Below are 21,901 nucleotides of genomic sequence, written 5' to 3'. Positions count from 1 at the left end.
GCTGAGCGCTCCGTCGATGCCTTGTGGGATACCGTCGGTAAAATCGTTCCCCTCATCAAACCGCAGGAATGTGCAAACTACTTCGCCGCTGCAGGATATGACCCGGATTAAAGCGGACGCGCTCTAGCTGCGCTCGGCATAGGTGCCTTGTTCGGAGTAACCGCGGCATCGCTCACTATCCGCTCCATCATCGTGCCTCTGGCGAAACTACAGCAGTCAGTCCTGCAAATGATCGCCGGCGACATGGAAATTGACCAAATACTCGAGCGACGGAAGGATGAAATCGGTCAGCTCGCGCGGCAGATATCCGGCCTTAAGAATCATCTTTCAGAAAAAGCGGAGCGCGATGCGGTCGCCGAGCATCATCGACAGGATGCCGAGCGGCGGCGTTTGGAGAACGAAGGAGAGGAGCGCCAGCGGGCTGCCGAACAGACCAGTTCCGCCGTCGAACAAGTTGCCGATGCACTGAGGCAGTTATCGAAAGGTGACCTTCACATTCAGCTTGATCGGCCTTTCACGGGAGCTCTTGAGCCGCTCAGATTGGACTTCAATTCAGCGATTAGCCAGCTTCGCGATGCAATGTCCGAAGTAAACGACAATGCGCAGGCGATTGCTGCGGGGGCTGAAGAAATCCGTACTTCCTCGAACGAACTCGCGGTGAGAACGGAGCAGCAAGCTATAGTCGTCGAGCAAACGGCTTCTGTCCTCGCAGACATGACAAGGCAGGTGGTGGACGCAAGCCATAAAGCTCACGCAGCAGGGATCCTCGTCGGCGAGACCAAGGAACATGCCGAGAGGTCAGGCACCATAATGCGCGAGACTATTGAGGCCATGACAAACATTCGGTCTTCTTCGGTCGAAATAGGCAATATTATCGGTGTCATCGATGAAATCGCATCTCAGACAAACCTTTTGGCTTTGAACGCAGGCATTGAGGCGGCTCGGGCCGGGGAGACTGGCCGAGGGTTCGCGGTAGTAGCGCAGGAGGTCAGAGACCTGGCGCAAAGGTCTGCGGCGGCGGCGAAAGAAATCAAGTCTCTGATCAAAATATCCAACCTGCATATCAATGATGGGGTCCAGCGTGTGCAACAGGCCGGCAACGCTTTGGGCCAAATCGTTGTTCAGGTGCAGAGCGTCAATCAGAACGTCGACGCCATTGCTCAGGTTTCTCGCGTTCAAGCCGACGGGCTCAAGGAAATCAATTTCTCAGTCGGTAAGATCGAATCAGCGACACAGCAGAACACAGCTATGGTGGAAGAGTCGACTGCTGCCGTGAACAATCTCGCGAAGGAGACCGCATCGCTTTTCGAGATGCTATCCAGGTTCCAAATTGCCGATGGGCCGGCAAAGACGAACCGCGCAGAGGAGCCAACGCTTTATCTAGTCGTGGCATAGCAGAGCCGATGCAAAGCAGGACTTTCATTTTATCCCGGTGTGATCTCCCTCCCCCCAGAGGGACTAGCATCTGCCGAGGACCGGAACCTGACGACGCAGCAATCTACGGAGGGGAGATTGGCGGCGCTGGAAACTCAGAGGGCCGCTGACCTGCGGTAAGCGGCCGGAATTTTTGAGACGCCTTTTTATTAACCGGAAGGTCAATAAGGCGGCCCGGCGTTTTAAGCCGGCAAGGCACGTTCTCGACTTAAGACGCGCCAGGTTCGCCGCTCTCGAAGGACTAGGGACGGAATAGGGACATCGCGCCGGCACAAGCGTTCGGTTGCCGTTTTCGGGAGTCGAGTTGCGACGGCGCGATGATAGGATGCGGCTTGCCCTGGTCGCCAAACAGGACTCGTCGGCTCCAAGATCTCCTAACATTTGTGCACACAAGGCAGTGGAACCTCGATGTGGTCGAGGGCAATTCTCTGCGATCGATCCAGTGACCGATCGATGCCTCGACGGAGGCCGTACTCGTTGCCCTTCAAGACTCCACCAGCCGGCAGAAAAAGTGCTTGCCATAGTGGGTATGACATCATACCTTATACCTACGCGCAGAGGAGCACAGTGCGCGGAATTCGTGGGAACGCACTTTAGAGAACACTCCGGAACCTTGACCGGCTTTTCCGGCAGGAGCAGTGCGCCCGCGCGAGCGTGGGAGGACAGGTTTTGAGAAATACCCGACTGCGTTGCACCCGCACGCAAACGATCAGGCCTTACCGAATGGGGAGGCCACTATGACTGTTCACGGAGTCATCGAAGATGTTGAAAGGACGTCGAGCCTGGCAGCAATGGCACGCAAGATTGAACATGCCTTGGTAAAATGCCTGGAGATACCGGTAGCACTTCTGGTGCTTTGCGAAATTCTTCTGCTGTTTTCGGCCGTCGTCGCTCGTTACGCATTCCACGTCCCGCTGGTTTGGTCGGACGAACTGGCGTCAATCTTGTTTCTCTGGCTTGCCATGCTTGGTTCGGCCGTCGCTTTTCAGCGGCAGGAACACATGCGCATGACGGCGGTGGTCACCGCATTGAAGGGCGATACACGCCGCTTCGTTGAACTGGTTTCGGTCGCGGCGGCACTTGCCTTCCTCGTGCTGATCCTGCCCGCATCTCTGGAATATGCCACCGAAGAGTCCTACGTCTGGACGCCCGCGATGGATATTCAGAACTCATGGCGCGCCTCGGCGTTGCCGACGAGCTTCGCTTTGATGCTTGTTTTCGCGGTGTTGCGGCTTCTGCAGAGCTCGAATCTCCGTCTAGCGCTCGGTGCGATTGCTGCCGTTGCAGCGGTCTTCTGCCTGTTTTGGGCGCTGAAGCCGGTCTTCGTCGGTCTTGGAAACCTCAATCTTCTCATCTTCTTCGTCGGCGGCGTCGCGGCGTGTGTTTTCGGCGGCGTGCCGATCGCCTTTTCATTCGCGATCGCTACATTCGGCTACCTTATATTGACCACCAGAACGCCGCCTCTAATCATTGTCGGCAGGATCGACGAAGGTGTCAGCCATCTGATCCTTCTTGCGATCCCTCTGTTTGTGTTTCTCGGCCAACTTATCCAGATGACGGGTATGGCGCGGGCGATGGTTGCGTTCCTCGCCAGCCTACTTGGCCATGTGCGCGGCGGGCTTCACTACGTGCTGGTGGCTGCGATGTATCTTGTATCTGGGATATCCGGATCGAAGGCCGCCGACATGGCCGCCGTCGCGCCCGTGTTGTTTCCGGAGATGAAGGAGCGCGGCGCAGACGAAGGCGATCTTGTCGCACTTCTCTCGGCGACGGGCGCCCAGACTGAGACAATCCCGCCTAGCATCGTCTTGATTACAGTGGGATCCGCAACCGGGGTATCGATCGCCGCGCTGTTCACCGGCGGTCTTCTCCCCGGCCTTATTCTGGCGGTAACCCTTTGCTTCTTGGTGCGCTGGCGCTGCCGCAACGATGACCCGAGTCACGTCAAGAGGGCAAGTCGACGGCAGATCGGCAAGCTGCTCCTCGCTGCACTGCCTGCCCTTGCGCTTCCGTTCGTTATCCGTTCAGCCGTCATCGAAGGTGTCGCCACGGCGACAGAAGTTTCGACGATCGGCATTGCATACTCGGTTGTCGCGGGTCTGGTGTTCTATCGTCAGTTCGACTGGCGCCGGCTCAAGCCAATGCTTGTCGAGACGGCGAGCCTGTCCGGGTCTATCCTTCTGATTATCGGCGCGGCCACGGCGATGGCTTGGGGCCTGACGCAATCAGGCTTCTCGACAGCGCTGGCTCAAAACCTTTCAACGCTCCCGGGCGGTGCGGTAACGTTCATGATCGTCTCGATCGTCATATTCATCATCCTCGGCAGTGTGCTCGAGGGGATACCCGCAATCGTACTGTTCGCACCGTTGCTGTTCCCGGTTGCTCAGCAGTTGGGCATCCATCAGGTGCATTACGCCATGGTTGTCGTGTTGGCGATGGGTATCGGCCTCTTCGCTCCACCCTTCGGTGTTGGCTACTACGCTGCCTGTGCAATCAGCCGAGTCAGCCCCGACGCCGGCATGAAACCGATCGTCGGCTACATCGTCGCCATGGCCATTGGTCTTGCTGTGGTTGCTGCGGTTCCGTGGCTCTCGATCGGCTTCCTGTAGTCCGACCTCGACCAACCAAAATTACAGAGCTTATTTGGAGGAGAACGAAATGGTAAATCTGACAAGACGCGCATTCACAATGACGACGACGCTTGGTCTCAGCGCCACGGCGCTCGGGTTTTCGATGAAGCGAGCGGCCGCAGCCGAGTATTCCCTGAAGTTCGCGTTCAATCTGGCCGAGACCCATCCGATCACCACGCGCGCAAGGGAGGCGGCAGCACGCATCCAACACGAGACAAACGGGCGGGTGGAACTGCAGGTCTACCCGAACAACCAGCTTGGTAGCGACACTGATATGCTGTCGCAGGTGAGAGCAGGCGGCATCGATCTGTTCCTGAACTCTGGTATCAATGTACTGTCCACGATGGTCCCGGCGGCCTCGATCTACGGTCTCGGCTTCATTTTCCCGGACTATGATACGGTTTGGAAGACGATGGATGGTGAACTCGGTGCCGCTCTGCATAAGCTCATCGAAAAGGTGAATCTCCTCCCGATGGAAAAGATGTGGGACAACGGGTTCCGGCACATCACCACCAGCACGCACCCAGTCAACTCGCCCGCAGATCTCGCCGGTATGAAAATCCGCGTTCCAGTCGGAGCGCTGTGGACCTCCATGTTCCAGACGTTTGGGGCAGCTCCGGCGTCCATTAATTTCAACGAACTCTATTCTGCACTTCAGACGAAGGTCGTCGATGGACAGGAAAATTCGCTGGCAAACATCAAGACCGCAAATATTGTCGAGGTCCAAAAATACTGCGCATTAACCCGGCACATGTGGGACGCGTTTTTCTGCGTTGCCAACAAGCGCAACTGGGCAAGCCTGCCGGCGGATGTGCAGGAGGTCGTGAGCCGCAACATCAACCTAGCCGCGCTTGATGAGCGCCAAGATATGGCCAAGTTGTCGGAGTCCCTCAAAGACGTCCTGGCCAAGCAGGGCCTTTTATTCAATCAGCCCGACACTGAGGCGTTCAGGCAGAAACTTCGCGACGGCGGCTTCTACACCGGCTGGCGCGAAAAATATGGCGAGGAATTGTGGGCAATTCTCGAGAAGACGGTAGGGAAACTCACGTAGGCCCCTAGAAGGTATATGTTCTCCCAGAGGCCGGCTGTCCGGCCGACTTCCGGGTCTCGTGAGAACATCACGAGACCCGGCTTTTTCGTGACTTTGTGGCAATCGCGTGCAGCGGGTGGCGCCGGCGGATCATACTCGGGCGCCTTGATGGGATGTGAACCTGAAACTGGTTGGCCAACGACGCTAAGTGACTGACAACATGTACAATGTTGCACCATCCACAGAAGAACCGTTTGATTCGAGCCGATCGTACCGCAAGCACTAAAATCGACGTTGACAACTAGAACAACACTAATCTTATGGAGAGACAATTTTAGCGCGGTATCGAAATGACTCTTCTCGCCCCTACTACATGGCTCCACATCTCTGATATCCATTTGAAAGCGCCGGAGGAATACCAGCGAGACACCGTTCTACGATCGCTGCTGTCATCCATGCCAACGCTGATGGACCGCTACGGCACACCCGATCTCATCTTCCTGACGGGCGATATCGCGTTCTCTGGGAAAGAGAACGAGTATCTGCACGCGACGAAGTTTCTTGATGAACTGTTGCAAAGAACGGGCGTAGGAAGAGACAGGCTATTCGTTATTCCTGGCAACCATGATGTGGACCGCACTAAAGGAAAAGGGCTTGCGCGAACGCTCTCGTCGTCGGACGATGCAGATGCGTACTTCGACCCCTCGGAAGCTTTTCCTCATATTCAGCATCGCCAAGCCGGTTTCCTGAGGTGGTACAACGACTATTTCCGCGGCATCCATACGCTCACCGCAAATTCCACTTGCGGCGAGTTGCGCTCTTTGAACGTCAATGGGCGCGCAATGCTCGTTGCTTCACTCAACTCCGCCGCCTTTTCTCTCGATGACAATGATCATTCAAAGCTTTGGGTTGGAAGCCGATCGCTGGATCGGCTCAGATTCCATCACTCAGAACCCGCTGACACTTTTAGGGTCGCACTCATTCACCACCCCTTCGACTGGCTCGCTAGTGGTGAACAAGCGAAAGTCCGAACAGCCGTCAGGGACTTCGCCGACGTGATTTTGAGTGGTCATCTTCATGAGAATAATGTAGAGCAAGTTGTAGGAATACACTCCGGAAGTGCAATTCAGCTGCAAGCTGGCGCAGCATACCAGACGAAGAAGTGGCCGAACACCGCGATGTTCTGCCGGCTCGATGATAGTGGTTTGAAGGTAAACCCGATCAAATTTTCGGATTCTCCGGTGGAGGTTTGGGTGCCCGATCCTAGCATCTTTCCCACGAGCGACGATTTTTCTAGAACCTTTGTGCTGCCAAGACTTGCTAAATCGTCTCCTGGCATCACAGATGTCTCATCAGCGCAAAATGCGGTCGAGATCATCGCCACCGAGACTTCGGCTGTCCAGATAGCCAAAGCGGATTTCGAACAAGATTTGTTCAGTACCTCGGTCGGCTTGGTACTCTACGCTGAGCCCCGACTGATGCGGTCGGCACAAGAAGCGGTACTCAACGAAAGCGCGAATGATCGAGTATCGATTGGCGAAATCGTCCGATCGAAAACCTCGTTCTTGATCGAAGCAAAAGCGGAGTACGGTGCGACTTCGCTTTCAAAACGGCTTGTCTACGAGCTTTCGCATGAAGGACATACCGCCGTCCGCAAAGATGCACGCAGGTTGCCGAACTACCGCAAGAAGCTCGAGGAAGAATTCCAAGGCCTCGCCACGAAGGACGGGACCGCTACGTTGATACTTGACAACGTGGTCCTCGAAAACGACGAGCGGCTAATCAAAGAAATCAAAGCGACAGGGCTTTTCGCGCGCATTATTGCGATAACAGTGATACGCGGTCTCACGTCCTCTCTTCAGCCGCAGATACTTGGCGAGGACGCTCAGCGGCTTTATTTATGGCCGATGGCGCGTGATGACGTCCGCAGCATGGCCTGCGCGGTTTTTTCGACTGACGATCAGGTCTTCATATCGCGAATCGTCGATAAGGTTTATGATGACCTACTAGCGCTTTGCATACCTCTGACACCGCCAACCGTTATTATGTACCTTCGAGTCCTGAATCGCGAAGGCGAGTTTCATCCGCTGAATAGGGTGGATATTCTCGCGCGGTACCTTGACGAGGTGTTGCGAAAGCCATCGGATGCTTATTCCGAGTCTTTCAATGTGAAGAACAAAATCGACGTCGTGTCGGCGTTCGTCTTCCACCTCTATCAGTGCCGATTGACGACGTTTGATGAAAGAACTTGGCATCAGTTCTTCCATGACTACATGGAAAAAACGCTGACGAGTTTCGATGCCTCTGAATTGCTTGGCGAGATGTATGCAGCTCGCGTATTTGTTAAATTCGGCAACGTCATTTTCCTTCGCTATTCCTTCTTCCACGACTTTCTGCTGGGAAAGTATCTTGCGAGTCGCGCGGAAGCGTTGGAGGAATTCCTCAACAAAGAGGACTATTACAGCAGGTCTGCGGTTATCGACGTCGTCACCGGGATAAGTTCCGACAATACAAAAGTCATGGAACACCTGACGAGAAATATGTCAGATTTGCTCGATCAGTTCACCGAGAAGTACTTTGATCAATCGTTCGATCCCTTGGTCGACGCGATATGGCCCGACAGTTCGGCCGAGGAAGCGCTCTGGACCAAGGTATCATCAGAGATCGAACGAGGTCCGAAGAAAATTGACGAAATCGATGAGCTGAAGACGTCTATACTTGCCGAAGCACGCACCGCTGACCAACAGGTTCGCTATCTTGAGTTCGCAAGATTAGAGCGCAATGTCTTCACGCTTGGTAGAGTATTGGCCGACGCCTTGATGAACAGCCACGACGTCAACGGCAGTTTGAAGCTTGCCGCTCTGGATGGCGTCTTGAAGTCATTTCTTGTCAGCTTTCAGGTAGGCTGTGCTCTGGCTCCACTCCTCGCAGCTCATCGTTACTTCAGGTGGGGAGGAATTGCTTTCCTCGATTTCCACACTGTGAAAGACGACGAAGACGAGAGCAGAACGGTCGCCAATGTGACGGTCAGTCTTGCCGGCTCCATTGCTCAGGTGAGCGGCGACATCCTCGGGTCAAACAAGCTCGCCGCACTCTTCAGGGCCCGCCAAAAAACTGGCGTTGACAAGGGCATCGTGGAATTGATGAATTTTCACTGTATTCTTGCTTCGAAGGGTGCCGATTGGCCCGAGTCACTAAAAGAGATCATCATCCGCACTGATAAAAACGCTTACTATCTCAATATGATGTTGCACGGCCTGATGAGCCATCTCCGGAATGAAGTCATTCAGGCAAAGGATAGAGAGTCGGTCAAATGGCTCATCGCCATGATCCAGTCAAAAAGGGTGAAAAATAAGCAAACTCCCGGGGCAAAGCTCGTCAAACGATTTTTCGACGCCATCGAGCGCGAAGACGGTTTCGACGTCGTTCCGACGGAGGGCTAATGAGCGCATTTGGACCGGGACGCGTTTAACTTGATAGTGAGAGATCCTGTCCCAACGCTGACGTACCGCAATTGAGGTCGGAGGTATCACCCCGGCTATCGAAACCTCTGAGTTAAAGAGCGGCACCTTCTTCGTCATGCTGAGAGACTCGCTTTGCTTTACGATGCACCGGAAGGCCTGAGGTGACGCCGATCAATCGGGCAGCTCAAATCACGCGCAAGATTTTTCAGCTATCATGGCTGTCTGCGCCGGAGGCTGGCAACGATGGTGCTGATCTCTTCCTCCAAATGCCGCCCCCGATAAACGAACGACGTTTCGTGACGCGCGTATTGGCCATGTCGATCGGCACTGAGCCAGTTGTAAGAGCCGACGCAAAGTTGGTCCGTGTCGATCGCTACGATCTTGCTGTGGAGCTTCGGAAGCTTGTGCAGCCGAACTCCGATCCTAGAGAAGGCCTTTTCGACTGCTTCCATCTGGTTCAATCCATCGGCAGCAGGGCCGAGGTTGAGCAGTGGATCAGCGAAGACGTCGATCTCGGCGCCTCGCTGGACAGCGGCTTTGAAGGCGGCGAGGATTCCAACTCGTTCCATTGTGGATGCGATCGCCCACGGGCTTACGATAGTGTAACGGCGCCCACCGCCGGACAGCGCATCCAGCAGGAAAGTATCGTGCCCAGCCGCATCCCGTAGCATCTGAATCTGCCCGCTCCCCTGCTTCAGGTCCTCACGCGGCTCGACGGCAAACTCAAGCGCGTTCCGCTCTGACGCGAACAGGAAGTCCGCTAGGATAGCCCTTGGCGACCCGGCTTTCGCTGCAGCCATGACGTCCATATCGCCAAATACCAGACAACTGTCCTTTGCCCGTGAGACCGTGACGTTCAGCATACTGGGAGAGGAGTCGATAAAACCACCGTCTGCGTGTTTCGAATAGACAGGCGAGAAGATGACGACGGGTCGCTCGGCACCCTGCAGCGCGTGGACTGTTCCGATGGTCATGCCATCACGCCCTTCGACCGCGATCCTTCGGCTTGCGCATGCGTCCCGGATTTCGCGAACCTGCCGGCCAAAAGGAGTGACGATGGCAACAATCTTTTCCAAAGGCCTGCCATAGCGGGTCTCCAGCCCGGTCCGGTTGGCATCGAGCCAAGCAGCAATTGTTTGCGCCTCGAGCGGGTTGCAACGGCTGCTGCCCGACGTAAGTGCTCGGCCGTCAATATGAAGATATCCGAGGGGCGGAAGACCAGCGTTCGCCGGCGCCTTTCCTCGCAACGGTCGCAGCTTGCCCTTGTAGCACAGGGCATTGCTGAAGCTGATGATCTCGTCGTAGCAACGACGGTGCTCGAAAAGATAGAGACCCTTCTCGAGATCTGGGTAAGGCGACACTCTGCAGGCTTGCTGTGCAAGGCGCATGGCACTGCCATTGGTCGAGGAGATCCCGCGGTCGATAAGTGTTTCGATGCCTGCTTCGCTCGACAAAAGGCCACAGTGTCGGAGATTGCTCACGTCGACAGGCCGAGGAATGGACGAAATCGGCTCGATCTGTTGGGTGTCACCGATTACCAATGCCCGCTTCGCCAACGAGAAGGACGCTCCCGAAACCTCCGGCAACACCTGCCCGGCTTCGTCGACGATCAATAGGTCGATAAAATCGAAGAGATACTCGGTCGCCCATTTTCCACCGTCGCGGCGGGTGTAAGTCATTTTGCCTGGCAGACTGGCGAATGTTGCCACGGCGCAGGGGGTCAGCATCATCCGGCGATGCCACCGGGGGACGACTGTCGCTTTGCCGTTTTTGCCTTTTGAGGCAACGATGCCAGCGAGATCAGCCTCCATTGCCAGAAGCCAGCGACCTTCCCAGTAATGTGTTGCCAGAAGGAAGAGTGAAAACCGAACATCAAGGTCCGCCTGACGCTCAAGTTCTGCAACGTCATCAGCCCCACCCAGGAGCTCCCTTGCGTTGGACCAGTTCTTGTCCGCCTCTTGGAAATCAAGGCGCAGAGCTTTCGCCGTTGCGAGTGACAGTTCGGCGGATTTCAGAGCATCCTCGGCCGCCCGAAGTTCGGCTCGAACCTTATCGTCGATCTCTGAAACCCGCTGGGCGCTCTCCAACCCTGGCACAAGATCGCCAATGGCAAGACGCGCCCGCGCCGCCCGTTTCTCTTTGACGGAGGTCAAGAATCCGACCACTGCGGTCAGCGATGACTCTGATGCTAGATGCTGATCCAGTACGGTCCTCGCCGCACGAAGCTTTTCGACAGCAGCTGTTCGTTTTGCGGCCTCTTCGGCGCGCAGTGCCACAGTCGCCTCCGGCTCTGGGCCAAGGTTTGTTTCGAGAACAGAGGCAGCGTGGCGATATGCACCGATGGCGCGATCGATATGCCCCAGCTTGTTTACCTCGCTCACCATCCGCTTCTGCAGGACCACAACCACGGTCCCTACATCGGGGTTTGCAAGTTCAGGGAATGCTGTCCGTGCAGCCTCGAGATAGACGCTCTTGGCGCGCTCGACATAGGCTACTGTCTCGCGCTCCACTTGAAACTCTTCGGTCTGGTAGCGACGGGCTGCTTCAAGACGCCGGGAATGCGACGCGAGGAACATCCCGAAGCTTTCCACCTCAGGCAGCCACCGCCCTGCAAACGGACCCACTCCCCTGTCGAAGTCCTTCCCGAAAGCGTCGATAATATTCGTCACTGCTTGGTTGTTGGACGACGCAGCCACGATCACCGGCGAATCTTCCCCACGAAGTGCTGCACGCACCCAGAGGCCAGCAACCGCCGATAGCAGCATGGTGGTCTTGCCGGTCCCAGGCGGGCCGTTGACGGCGATCACCTCTCCCGGCGCCGAGGCATCCAGCCACGCAAGCACCTGCCTTTGCTGTTCAGCCAATGGAAAGTTCGGGTTTGAGTGGCCAAACCGCCGGGAAAACTCCTGTTCCATCCGATGGTCCAGGTCCGCGGTGGTTCCCGCTGGCTGCGCAATTTGCTTCAGCAATGGCGTATCGGGCTGCTCGGCTAGAAGCTTGTCATAGAGGTCGAGGATTCCCCGCACCGTCGCGTTCGCATCCTCAGCCAGTTGGAGAAACCCGGAACCGATCGGCTGATAGTCCGCGTCCCCGCGCGGCCACCCCTGCGAAACGGCATCCACCATTTTCCGGCAGTGGCCGAGGTAGTTGTCCCAGGCGTCGACACCCGACATATCAGGAAGAGGTGTTTCGGTTAGGAATGCATCCAAGGCATCGACCGAGCCGATGGCAAACTCACCAGTCGGAAGGGGCGTCAAGAGATCTCGAGCGAGTGCATTGCGCAGTGGTGTGATTTGTCCACCCCGATCGATTGTTGCCTCGGTGACGACCGGCGCAACAAGTTCGGGCAATCCGCCGGCTCGCACTGCGCCGTGTGAAGACTTTCGCGCAGTGACGAGCGGCCAGAACCGAATGGCGACGGTCGTAACCGCAGTCTGGCCCCGGAAGAGCTGCTCCAAAACCTCTGCTGGCAGCAAACCGGTTTTCAGGGCGACCGGAGGAATTTCAACAAACCGCGTGCGGTCAGACTGCGTAAATTTTCCCTCACCCAGCGCGCCGTCGGCTAATGAAGTTCGCCAGTAGCGCAGAATATCTCGGATGCTTGCGGTCATTTGCGGTACTCGGCTTTCCTCAGGCATGATGCCGATACACAAGACAAAAAGGCACCATGTCTTTCATTCGTAAGAGCCTCGCGACGATGAAGCGTAAAGACTGTCTATATCCGATTGCTCTTCGATACTGAGACGCGTTGGCGGACGCGAGTTCGAGACCTGGACACCAACGTAGATATCCACGCGGCTGAAGATCAAAAAGGTCATCGGTTTTCTGGTGTGAGACACCAAAATCCTCCAATTCGTTTGATCTACCATGGAGGGGTCGCTACTGCCAAAAGGATGCGAATGCCACTCTCCGATCCAGTCAATTGTTTCTCCCGACGCTCGCCACAGATCGACTGCATGATCTCGGTGGCCACGTTCAGAGCGGTGGAAACGACACCGGGTTGACCGGTCCCATTGCGTAGGGAACGTGACATGCTCAATCTGCAACCCAGACGGCTTCCTGAAACCGAGCAGTAGCCCTCCATGCTCGACCTCCGCGTCACTCATGCGAAGATACTGCCGTATCTCGTTCGCGATGCGCTTGGGTAGCAGTACAGAAATCACGTGCGGCTCGAATCTCCGGCGCACGCAGGGCACTTGTTGAGAGCCGTTGGCGTGACGGGCTTTTGGTAACGGCCCCTCTCTAGATCGACCGCGACCGTACGAAGCCGCGCGCCGGGTCTACCCGCCGCCCAATCCAGTGCCGCGCGGTTTGCAACACTGGCGGCCATCATTGACGCATCGGCTGAAAAAGGCACATAGGATCCATCACCACAGCTCGCAGGCTGGAGATTGAGTTCCTGACGCTCGTCACCAGCAGGGTAGCGCCACGGACCATCGAAGCTGGTCTTAAGGCAGCGAAAGCAGGCGTGGCCGTCTCGAAGGTTGAGGAAGCTCTGGACGCCAGCACCATTCATAAAGATCCATGTGTGCAGAAGTGCTTGCGCCCGATGAGAGCGATCCGAAAGGAACCGCTCATTCAGAGCAGATTGAACATTCCACTCACCGGTCGCATCAATTATGAGATCGCAGTTCGCAATCTGGAGCCAGCAGTCCAGCGCGTTTTCGTCGAATGCTTTGATGGAGACCTGCGGATGATACCTCTCCAGTTCGGTTTTCAACGACGTTGCCTTGGGTTTTCCGATGTACTCGAAACCCAGAAGATGCCGGCCGATGTTCCCCTCACTCAGCGCCTGGCTATCAAAGATGGACAGTTGCTCATCTCCGCCCGCGCCGCTCTGGACCAAGAGCCGCGCCAAGTAGCCACCGATCGTGCCCCCACCAACGAGCGCGATGGTAATCCCCTTGAGAGACGCGGCTTCAGCTATGTTTCTCTTGCTCGTATGATCCAAATTCGACCAACTTCCTGCGAAACGCTCTATGCTCACCTTATCCGCTTTTTTAGCCAGCAGCCGCGCGAGCGAGTCTCGTCTAATGGCGTTGCGATTTATCGCCGTCTCGATCGCCTTGGGCACCGTCAGCTTCATGCCGACGAAAGCGTTCGGCCCGGCAAAGAAGAGATACTGGCCCTCGCATAGCTCCGAATAGACCGCATCCCAGCTCACACCGAGCGCTGGCTGGCCTTCAATCCATTGCTGCAGTTGGCGAAGCGTCGCCGGTGCTCTGATGCCCCCTCCGGGGCCGATGCTTTGATCTACAAACCGAACGCGTGCAGCAGTTGGATGACGGGCAACGTAGCCTCGCAGGTTTGGCGTGTGGTCTAGGCAGAAAAACTCGGGCTTGCCATCCCGACTGGCGAAATAGACGAATCCGTCCGCCGAACCCGAAATTTGTTTGGGCAGCAGCACCTGGATCGCGATGGTCGGGCTCCAGTACTGTTGATACTCATCAATGATTTCTTTGCGGCCTCTGCCTCGATAGGACAGTTCAAGGGTACGGCGAGCCTCCTCGATTACCCTCAGGATAGCCTCGCCCGGCTTATACATATCTATGGGTAAACCTGCGCCGGAGGCATAGCAAATGCCATCACCCGACTCTATGTGAGCCAGTATCTCGAGCGGAATCTGTGATCTGTCTTTCAGAACGACGCGTGGTCTGCGCACAAAGGAAACGTCCGGAATGGACAATCGGATATCCACCGGATGCCCATGCACCGCGAGCGGCCCCTCGTAATCGGCAAATCCCGGACCGCAGTAAGTGAATCCCGCCAGCCTAAGCGTTGCGTCGATCTCCCGAAGGGCAAGGCCGGTATTCATCATCCCGAGGTCGTGGCGATGACACTCGGCGCGGCGACGCTTGACGCGGGAGCAGCTACCACCGCTGCGATCTTCGAAGCCATCTTGATGGAGTCGGGGCGATAGGGGATACGCTCACCGAATTTGTTGCGCAGCTTCTTCACGACCAGTTCCGCGTCCCCGGTCCGTTCCAGCGCAGACTGCATTTCATCTCGCAGTTCGCTCGCGGCAGCCACGATCTCCTTTCTATCGTGATCCTCCCATCCGTTGATGCAAAGATGATCGAGTACCGGATTCTCAATCTCACCTTTGAAAAGATCAGGCAGAGCTTTAGCAACTTCCAGCACAAGAGCATCATCTCGATCTTCAGAGGGCAACGCTGGCAGCCTCTGAAGGGCCTTGTCGATGGCGCACATGATGCACAGCGAAGACAACGGCGACTTCACCCAAGCGTAGTCGCGCCAGCCTTTGAAGAAGCGACACAAACGTTTGTAAACCGGCCCGTATCGTTCCGACCTACTGTTTACCCAATCGTGCAACTGTTGAGGGTCGGACTGCAGCCAAGTGCCATCACGTTGCGCTAGCATGATCTTGTCCGATGGAAGGCGCCATGACACCATCGCAGAATCCCGAGCCGAAAAGGCCGCGGTGTGAGATTTTTCGAGCGACTCCTTGATGGCTACGAAGCGGTCCTGCGGAATTGAGTAAATTGGAATGTCTATATGAGCGCCGGGCCACAGCTTCACACGCACACAGTTCGGCTTTTCCGCAAGCCTCCAGTTCCTCGCCTGGCAAAGATCGGCGAGTGCGCCCTCGACGAATGCGAACAATCCCTTTGCCGCTAACGCTGGCTTGCCGTTGCTCAAGAAATCGACAGGGACGTACATCCCGTCATCCAAATCGATCTCCTGGTGGGGCGATTGAGCAGGTGCGTTGATTGTACCGTACGCAAAACTGCCCTGGGTCATGAACTTTATTTCGATCGAAGGTCGCTTGCGCCAATTGCTGTAGCTGGAATCTTGCCAGTACTCATCATGCGTCGTGAGGCCCGCTGCAGCGGCTTTTAGCGCCGTCCGAATCTCTCGGCGTGCGGCCATCAGACCAAGGCGTTGCTCTTCTTCAATTGTAAGATTTGCGAGATAACTTGGCTGCGATCTAAGTCCACAAAACAATGCATGCGCGTTTGCAAGAGTCACTGAGCACCTATAGCGTGAATACTGATTCTCTCAATGTTGGGATATGCAACCTACTGTTTCAAGAGAAAGATCTACTAATGTACAGGATACTTTCTAAAAAAATGATCTTTGTCAGCTTCGGGTGGCTCGTAGCTGGACTTTTCGCGATCGCTTACAGTTTGCCACATCTAACTTCAATTGAGCTCAAAGCGTCATCTATTCCAGGACTTTCTTGGCTGATCTTAAGCCTTTTCCTCTGGAACCCGATCTGGCGCTGGCTTTGGCGTCGCTTCCCGGCCTTAGCGAAGCTCGTGTTTCCCGATTTGAATGGACGGTGGCGTGTCGAGCTCACATCCAACTGGCCCAGGCAACAACAACTTCTGGATGCGGGAGCATCAACAACGAACACCATTGACATGAGGCAATGCCCACCCGATCAGCTGGCCCAATTGACACCGATCGTACTGGAGGCTGAGATCACGCAGACTTGGTGGGCTTTCGAAATGCGGATGTGGAATCCTAACGGCAACACGCCCATCGATAGGTCCGATACGATCAGTGTTGACCCGTTTCCCAAAAAAGGTCTTCAGGCACCGGGAATCTGTTACTTCTATAAACAGACCAATTCCACCGACAATGTCTCGGATGACAATGAGTTTTATGGCGCGGCTAGGCTCGAATATAATCCAGAGTCCGATCAGTTGGTGGGGCTAGCTTGGACGGCGCGAATGTGGAGGCGGGCAATGAACACCGCTGGTCCAGTCACCTTCACGCGTCTAGGGAGGTGACGAGAGCTTCGTCGACAAGTGGCAGCCGGGCAAACTCGGCGCTCTGCCAATCATTCACCATCAGGCTTCAGCAGCTCGAAAAGCTCGATGACACTACCATTCGCCTGACCGGTGACCGCCTCCTGCGGAACAGAGCACTTACGAAGTCCGTGAGCCAGGACTAGTTCGAGGCCGAGGTTTGAGATATCCGCCACCTCGTTAATCATGATTTCTTCGATCAGGCGAGACCGCTCACGCTCTGCCGCCCGGTCCTCGTAAACGAGCTCTTGCCAATCGGCCCCGCGAAGGAAGCTCGCTCTGATAACAGAATCCGTGTAGACGGTGTGCAGATATGTTTCTTCGCTGAGCACTGTCGCTATTGGATGGTGCCGGGGTCCCAGTAGCGGCTTGTTCTCGATGGGCACCACTCGCAATCGCTGGATAGCTGCCGCGACTGCGGCAAACACCTCCGCTTGGTTGCTTCCCAACGGAGCTAGGATGGAACCGGAATAAAGTTTGATGGGACTGGTTCCAGGATCAAGAAAGAGGTCGTTCTGAAGGCCTGCATGCTGCTCAGCGAGGCTGAGATGGCGATCACGGAACTTGGCAGGAAGAGCTTTGCCTTGGTGCTGAAGTCGCTCATAGAGCATCTTTTCCTGACACCAAGGGCATTGCTCTTCCTGCCAATTAGGTAGCGTAACCTGAAATACGGCGGAGACAGTATTCCTGTTATACGGAACCTGGTCCTCCGGAGCCCTAAATCCCAGCATCCTTTGAGTGGTCGCGAACGACGAAGGATCGTCGGGACGTGCTACACCCACCATGTAATGAATACGAGCTTTCACGTCATGATGACGAAGTCGGGTCTGGTAACCGGCCAGGCGCGTGCCAGTGATGTAGCAGTCATCCAGGATGAGGATCGACGACTCCGGTGGCAGTTGCGTGATCTTTTCCCGAATTGCTTCGTCTTGCTGGGCGGTCAAGCCAGTCGTTTTTAATTCAAGGTTTGCGTGGAAGAGAGCTTCGGGTCGAGAATAACCGAATTTTTCAATCATATCGCACGCCAGTGCAGACATCGAACGGGCGGCAGCATGGCTCGGAGAAAGGATGACGGACGGCGGTGGCTCAAGCTCGTGGAGAGCTATTTCAAAGGCAGTTTTGAAATTCGGTAGCAACGCTAACTTTTCGGTGTCCAGATGCACCGCATGGTGCCGTATCCGGCCGTCATCGGTCTGATTGCGGTGGGCCGAAATTACATTTTTCCCTTGAACCATATTCACGAACGACCTGAACGGCATCGCTTGGGGAATGCGGACTTCGTGTGGGACCGTAACGTACCTTACAGGGAAATAGATTTTTTCGTCGATTGGGATCGATGTCCGTCCGGAGATCTCGCCTTCAGCGAAAGGTTTGAATTGCTCGTCGTCGGAAAGATCGCACAGGGCTTCGAGGTCTCCGCTCCCGCTCAACCGGAATAGCGCGACGAACTGCAAGTCGACCATTCGTCCAGAGATTTCTATCTGCTCTCTCAAAACCTTCACGAGAGAACCGGTATGGGTCACACTCACGATGCACACGATCTTAACCGGATAATCGCTGTTCATGTCAGCTTCTGAAATCAACCTATCCAGAATTTCGGTAAGCTCGGAGCGCCTCTCCGCCTTATCATTTTGGTACTGACTGAGCATTTCGACCGGGATGGGCCTGATGGACCGGATGGTCGCAAGCACCCGGCTTACATTCATCCCCACCGATGATAAAGACCATGTGTCGACGAGGATCGCTTCGCAATCACTGAGGTACGGCAGGAGCCAAAAGGCCACCGCGTCAACCGCCAAGCGGGAGTATTGAATGTTGCCGACGCGCAAGAATGATCTAGCAGCTCGCCCCGAAGGATTGTCATAGTAGGTGTTTTCAACGTGCGGCAACACAGCGCCAGACGCGGCCATGAGAAAGCGCATTTCCGCGCTTCGAATGTCGCCCAAAAGATCAGTACGCTGTAAATGGGTTTCAACTTCCGGCGGAGTGGTTGTCAGCGGATTTATGTTCGCTGACACAAGTAGCTCATGGTTGTGGGCGTACAAGACGAATATTGGCAGCCCGGAAAACCGGGCAAATGATTTATTCTGATCGGCGTATGCTATCGACACTTGTTCTAGAAACTGGCTCTGCTTTGAGCCACTCTTTTTGATTGCTTCTGTCAGTTCCTGAGAAGTGAAGGTATCGCGGACGTCCGGGCGCAGGAGTATGGCACTTGCCTGCGCTCGTTTCGGATAGGTGTTGTAAAGCAACTCCAAAATATTCTCGAAGGAGTGCTCGCCAGAAAACTGGACGACCAACAGCGTCACTGGCGGCTCAGCTCGTTCAAGCCTGACGTCGAAGATGTGCATTGATCAAGCCGCTACTAAGATTGGGACCAAAGAATTTGCCAGTGTGTACCCGCAACCATACCGCGGGGCGCGTCACTCACATCAGCCAATCTTGCATCTTGGCTGTTGGCCGCAAAGGAGACGGTCAACCAGAATTCACCCGTTCTCAGAGAAACGAATGCTCCCATTTTTTTGGCTGCATCTAAGGCCTTCTGAAGTCCCAAGCCTGCCGACGGATCACTGCCTTTCGAGCTCAACTGATCATAGATCAATGCTTCGAGAACTGTGCGGCGGTCAACCGTCTGGAAACTCCGCCCAACATCTGAGCTCAGAAATCCATCTACAATACCCAAGCCGAAGTCGGAGACCGATGCCTCAATCAGGGCGGGCGCCGCAGTGTTGTCGCTGAACGTGTCATCGACGTGCTGGGCGAGAGCACCGAAGCTTCCGCATCGGTCCAACAAAAGTCGCTTGTTGTTTGCTATGTATTTTCTAATGCGCATGGTGCGCGTCCCACGCACCGCACGACCGGTATTGTCTCGCGAACCATGCTCGTAGGCGTTTTCATGTAGCTCAGCCAGGAACTTCCCGATGTCTCCCGCAGGACCCGAGTTCACCGGCGTAATGCCATGACGGATCGCCCCTACTTCCAGGCGCTTGCGGAACTCAAGTACTAACTGCTCAAAGATGCGCTTCCGGTCGAGCAACGATACCGATACAAAACCGCCGCCGCCTCGCAATGATGGAGCAACGCTATACTCAGGATCAAACTCCACCAGCGTCTGCACCAAGCCGCTGTTGGGATCGACAAGACCCAGGGACAACAGGGCGATCTGTCTCCTGAAATCCGAGCTATCGATGTCTTGACCCAGTTCGGGAGCAATCGATGCCGCCGAACTCAACGCATTTAAAAACGCGGGGCTTGTCGAGATCCTCGACGCAGGCGTGATCTCGCTAAGCCCCCATCCAAGCAACCGCAATGCATGCTTGGCCGACAGCGAACCGACTAGTATGCCAGCCCAAACATCGCTGAGAACCTCCGAATCCACACTGCCCGGCAGTTTAAGTTCGATATGGCGCTGCTCAGGACCAGGCCAACGCGCATCTGCTAACACGTCCTCCAGGTCACTGATCGAGCTTCGTGCCTTCACTGCGATGCTATCAGTTGCTGTCACGTTCATCGGCCTTTGCGCATTTTTTGACGTCATTGCCACGTTCCTCATGCGATGGTCGTCAGCCAGCATCGGGGTTTAACTTAATCATGAACTCGTCCCACTCGCGTTTCGAGAGCTTTGTGTCCGCTCGCCCGATTTTTTCGCCGGCCAGCATGCGACGGAGCGCTTTGAGTGCCTCGCCGGAGAACGTCGCTGCTTCCAACCTATGTTCCACAAAGGCCTCGTAAGTCGCCGGAACCCACTTTTTCATGATTTCGAGAATTGCTTCGGCGTAAACGCGAATTTCGTACTGAGCGTGAGGGTCAGCCCGCAATCGCAAAAAGTTCATCAGGTTGTGGAGATCCGTTTTCCAGTACCACTGGGTATAGTAGTTCAGGGAGAGATTCATTCGGGCGAGCTCACGTGCCAAGCCCTTACGATCCTCGTCTACGCGCTCCCCTTCTTCGTTATGGTTGAGCATGTCGAGGTAATGATCGTAGTTTCGTTCGGCATCGCCCTTTATTAGCCGTAGTACGCGTTCTGCCTCTTCTGGTCCGACTATCTCACCCCGCCCCTGTCTGTTTTGGGCAGACTGAGCTGCGAGTTGCTCCGGCGCGGGAACGTAAAACTCTCGATCGAGAACAGAGTAACGGGCTGAGTACTCGTTTACGCTCGCCATCCGGTGCCTAATCCACTGGCGTGCAACGAATATAGGCATTTTTACATGAAATTTGATCTCCGCCATTTCGAACGGCGTCGTATGCCAATGCCTCAACAAATAATTGATAAGCGCTCGATCCTCAGAGACCTTTCTCGTCCCACGTCCATAGGAAACTCGTGCGGCTTGGACGACCGCTCCGTCGTCTCCCATGTAGTCGATGACCCGAACGAAGCCGCTGTCTAGGACGGGGATTGCCTCGTAGAGGATTTGCTCCACCCCTTCGGACACCACACGTCGGGTCGACCCGCTGATTGATCTTACCAGCTCGATTTCATGCTTCTGGTCTTCCGATAGGCTGGGCATTCCAGTTTCCTCTGCCACAATTGCGTTGTAATTCCGCGAGCGACCCGATTGAAGATCGATATGGACCATATCGGAATATAGTTACGCAGACGGTAGCAAGGAAAAAGGTGCAAGAATTCGGGTCACAAAGGTAGCGTCGCGTTTGGCGGTCCAGCAAAGCATGCGCCGACTGGGGATTGGTAGGCGCCGGGCTCCGACACGTCGCCTTTCGTAGCGTATTACTTCGATGGGTTTAGTAACGTTTGTGAGACGGCCGTGATCAGCGCGGCGCTAGCCCAAGCGCTGCGGATGCCTTCAGTTCTATTTGGATGCCCGGTTCGTCGCGCCATGACATTGCCGAGCTGCAGGCTCCCGGCAAACGGCCACAATTCAAACCGGAACCGGAAACAAACCAACTAGCTGTCTATCCTCAGGATTTTGAACGTCGAACTGATTGATAGCCTGGGGATTCTCCTGCCGGGGCAAATCATGATTCGATTCTGTCATGACGAAACGGCTACCCTCTCCCGAGCATGCCGACACGCTGTCGCTGAATGCGTTGCGCAGTCTTGTGTCCGGTCCGTTGGAGCGGTCGCAGGCTCCCTGAAGGGCAGCCTGGCGAGATTGTAACGTATTGCAATCATGGTAAATAATAAATTACTCAGAAGTGAAGGCGGCAATTGCTTCCGCTGGTACTGATCACTTCGGACAGCATATTTAACTATCGATAATGAGCGGTTATCGATGGTAGTTGATCTGGAGTCGCAAATCAGGGAAAGTCGGGGCAAATCACGGTCTCGACGGCCGCGGGGGAGGGTGGCGATGGCTAAGAAACTCACCGGGATCGAAGCCCGTGTTGAGGAACTCGACATCATTGCCGCGGTCCTGCCGATCGAGCGGCGGGACGAACTCGCCGAGCTGTTGACCGACCACGACGTCGAAACGCTGCGCCATCTCGTCAACGAGGGCATGGGCGACAACACGTTGCGCGCCATCACCTCGGACCTCGCCTATCTCGAAGCCTGGGGCCTGGCGGCCACCGGCAGCCCGCTGCCCTGGCCGGCGCCGGAAGCACTGTTGC

General features: G+C 55.6%; 11 protein-coding genes and 2 pseudogenes. 7 read left to right on the top strand and 6 right to left on the bottom strand.

The features are described from left to right. The 5 genes and pseudogenes from ATY80_RS28700 to ATY80_RS20215 form a co-directional block, all read left to right on the top strand. Window positions 1-111, top strand: a pseudogene (locus ATY80_RS28700) (IS630 family transposase); the annotation flags it as partial. Window positions 112-147: 36 nt separating this feature from the next. Continuing rightward, window positions 148-1,395, top strand: coding sequence for a methyl-accepting chemotaxis protein (locus ATY80_RS20230; RefSeq protein WP_245306903.1), 1,248 nt, complete (start codon window positions 148-150; stop codon window positions 1,393-1,395). Window positions 1,396-2,225: 830 nt separating this feature from the next. Further along, a complete protein-coding gene (locus ATY80_RS20225; protein WP_245306904.1) occupies window positions 2,226-4,043 on the top strand; it encodes a TRAP transporter large permease subunit in 1,818 nt (605 codons plus the stop codon). Window positions 4,044-4,122: 79 nt separating this feature from the next. Continuing rightward, a complete protein-coding gene (locus ATY80_RS20220; RefSeq protein WP_189637224.1) occupies window positions 4,123-5,115 on the top strand; it encodes a TRAP transporter substrate-binding protein in 993 nt (330 codons plus the stop codon). Window positions 5,116-5,444: 329 nt separating this feature from the next. After that, window positions 5,445-8,537, top strand: a complete 3,093-nt coding sequence (locus ATY80_RS20215; protein ID WP_088694123.1) for a metallophosphoesterase — start codon at window positions 5,445-5,447, stop codon at window positions 8,535-8,537. 233 nt (window positions 8,538-8,770) lie between these two features. Here ATY80_RS20215 and ATY80_RS20210 read toward each other — a convergent pair whose 3' ends face one another. The 3 genes from ATY80_RS20210 to ATY80_RS20195 form a co-directional block, all read right to left on the bottom strand. Beyond that, the gene (locus ATY80_RS20210) at window positions 8,771-12,169 is read right to left on the bottom strand and encodes an AAA domain-containing protein (protein WP_189637223.1); all 3,399 of its coding nucleotides are present in this window, start codon (window positions 12,167-12,169) and stop codon (window positions 8,771-8,773) included. Window positions 12,170-12,717: 548 nt separating this feature from the next. After that, entirely contained in the window at window positions 12,718-14,376 is a 1,659-nt protein-coding gene (locus ATY80_RS20200) for an E2/UBC family protein (protein WP_245306902.1), read from the bottom strand. Then, the gene (locus tag ATY80_RS20195) at window positions 14,373-15,548 is read right to left on the bottom strand and encodes a cyclic GMP-AMP synthase DncV-like nucleotidyltransferase (protein WP_088694120.1); all 1,176 of its coding nucleotides are present in this window, start codon (window positions 15,546-15,548) and stop codon (window positions 14,373-14,375) included. The genes ATY80_RS20200 and ATY80_RS20195 overlap by 4 nt, the downstream gene beginning before the upstream one ends. A gap of 77 nt (window positions 15,549-15,625) precedes the next feature. Between ATY80_RS20195 and ATY80_RS20190 the strand changes: the two genes are divergently transcribed. Then, window positions 15,626-16,315, top strand: coding sequence for a hypothetical protein (locus tag ATY80_RS20190; RefSeq protein ID WP_088694126.1), 690 nt, complete (start codon window positions 15,626-15,628; stop codon window positions 16,313-16,315). 50 nt (window positions 16,316-16,365) lie between these two features. Here ATY80_RS20190 and ATY80_RS20185 read toward each other — a convergent pair whose 3' ends face one another. The 3 genes from ATY80_RS20185 to thyX are packed head-to-tail and all read right to left on the bottom strand — an operon-like array spanning window position 16,366 to window position 20,841. Further along, window positions 16,366-18,684 (bottom strand): hypothetical protein, encoded by a 2,319-nt coding sequence (locus ATY80_RS20185; RefSeq protein WP_088694119.1) that lies wholly within the window; start codon window positions 18,682-18,684, stop codon window positions 16,366-16,368. A gap of 14 nt (window positions 18,685-18,698) precedes the next feature. Further along, complete coding sequence (locus tag ATY80_RS20180) at window positions 18,699-19,871, bottom strand: hypothetical protein (protein ID WP_088694118.1); 1,173 nt, start codon at window positions 19,869-19,871, stop codon at window positions 18,699-18,701. A 25-nt stretch (window positions 19,872-19,896) separates the two neighbouring features. After that, the gene (gene thyX / locus ATY80_RS20175; RefSeq protein WP_088694117.1) at window positions 19,897-20,841 is read right to left on the bottom strand and encodes an FAD-dependent thymidylate synthase; all 945 of its coding nucleotides are present in this window, start codon (window positions 20,839-20,841) and stop codon (window positions 19,897-19,899) included. 795 nt (window positions 20,842-21,636) lie between these two features. Between thyX and ATY80_RS20170 the strand changes: the two are divergent. Beyond that, window positions 21,637-21,901: pseudogene (locus ATY80_RS20170) on the top strand (integrase); the annotation flags it as partial.

The sequence above is a fragment of the Rhizobium sp. R711 genome (assembly GCF_002211365.1).
Lineage (GTDB): Bacteria > Pseudomonadota > Alphaproteobacteria > Rhizobiales > Rhizobiaceae > Rhizobium.
This window is presented reverse-complemented; position numbering and strand designations above follow the sequence as displayed.

Excerpts from the sequence above, each read along its gene's own strand:
- ATY80_RS20225 (WP_245306904.1), top strand. The coding sequence starts at position 2,226 with ATGGCACGCAAGATTGAACATGCCTTGGTAAAATGCCTGGAGATACCG.
- ATY80_RS20220 (WP_189637224.1), top strand. The coding sequence starts at position 4,123 with ATGACGACGACGCTTGGTCTCAGCGCCACGGCGCTCGGGTTTTCGATG.
- ATY80_RS20215 (WP_088694123.1), top strand. The coding sequence starts at position 5,445 with ATGACTCTTCTCGCCCCTACTACATGGCTCCACATCTCTGATATCCAT.
- ATY80_RS20210 (WP_189637223.1), bottom strand. The coding sequence starts at position 12,169 with ATGACCGCAAGCATCCGAGATATTCTGCGCTACTGGCGAACTTCATTA.
- ATY80_RS20200 (WP_245306902.1), bottom strand. The coding sequence starts at position 14,376 with ATGATGAATACCGGCCTTGCCCTTCGGGAGATCGACGCAACGCTTAGG.
- ATY80_RS20190 (WP_088694126.1), top strand. The coding sequence starts at position 15,626 with ATGTACAGGATACTTTCTAAAAAAATGATCTTTGTCAGCTTCGGGTGG.
- ATY80_RS20185 (WP_088694119.1), bottom strand. The coding sequence starts at position 18,684 with ATGCACATCTTCGACGTCAGGCTTGAACGAGCTGAGCCGCCAGTGACG.
- ATY80_RS20180 (WP_088694118.1), bottom strand. The coding sequence starts at position 19,871 with ATGACGTCAAAAAATGCGCAAAGGCCGATGAACGTGACAGCAACTGAT.
- thyX (WP_088694117.1), bottom strand. The coding sequence starts at position 20,841 with ATGCCCAGCCTATCGGAAGACCAGAAGCATGAAATCGAGCTGGTAAGA.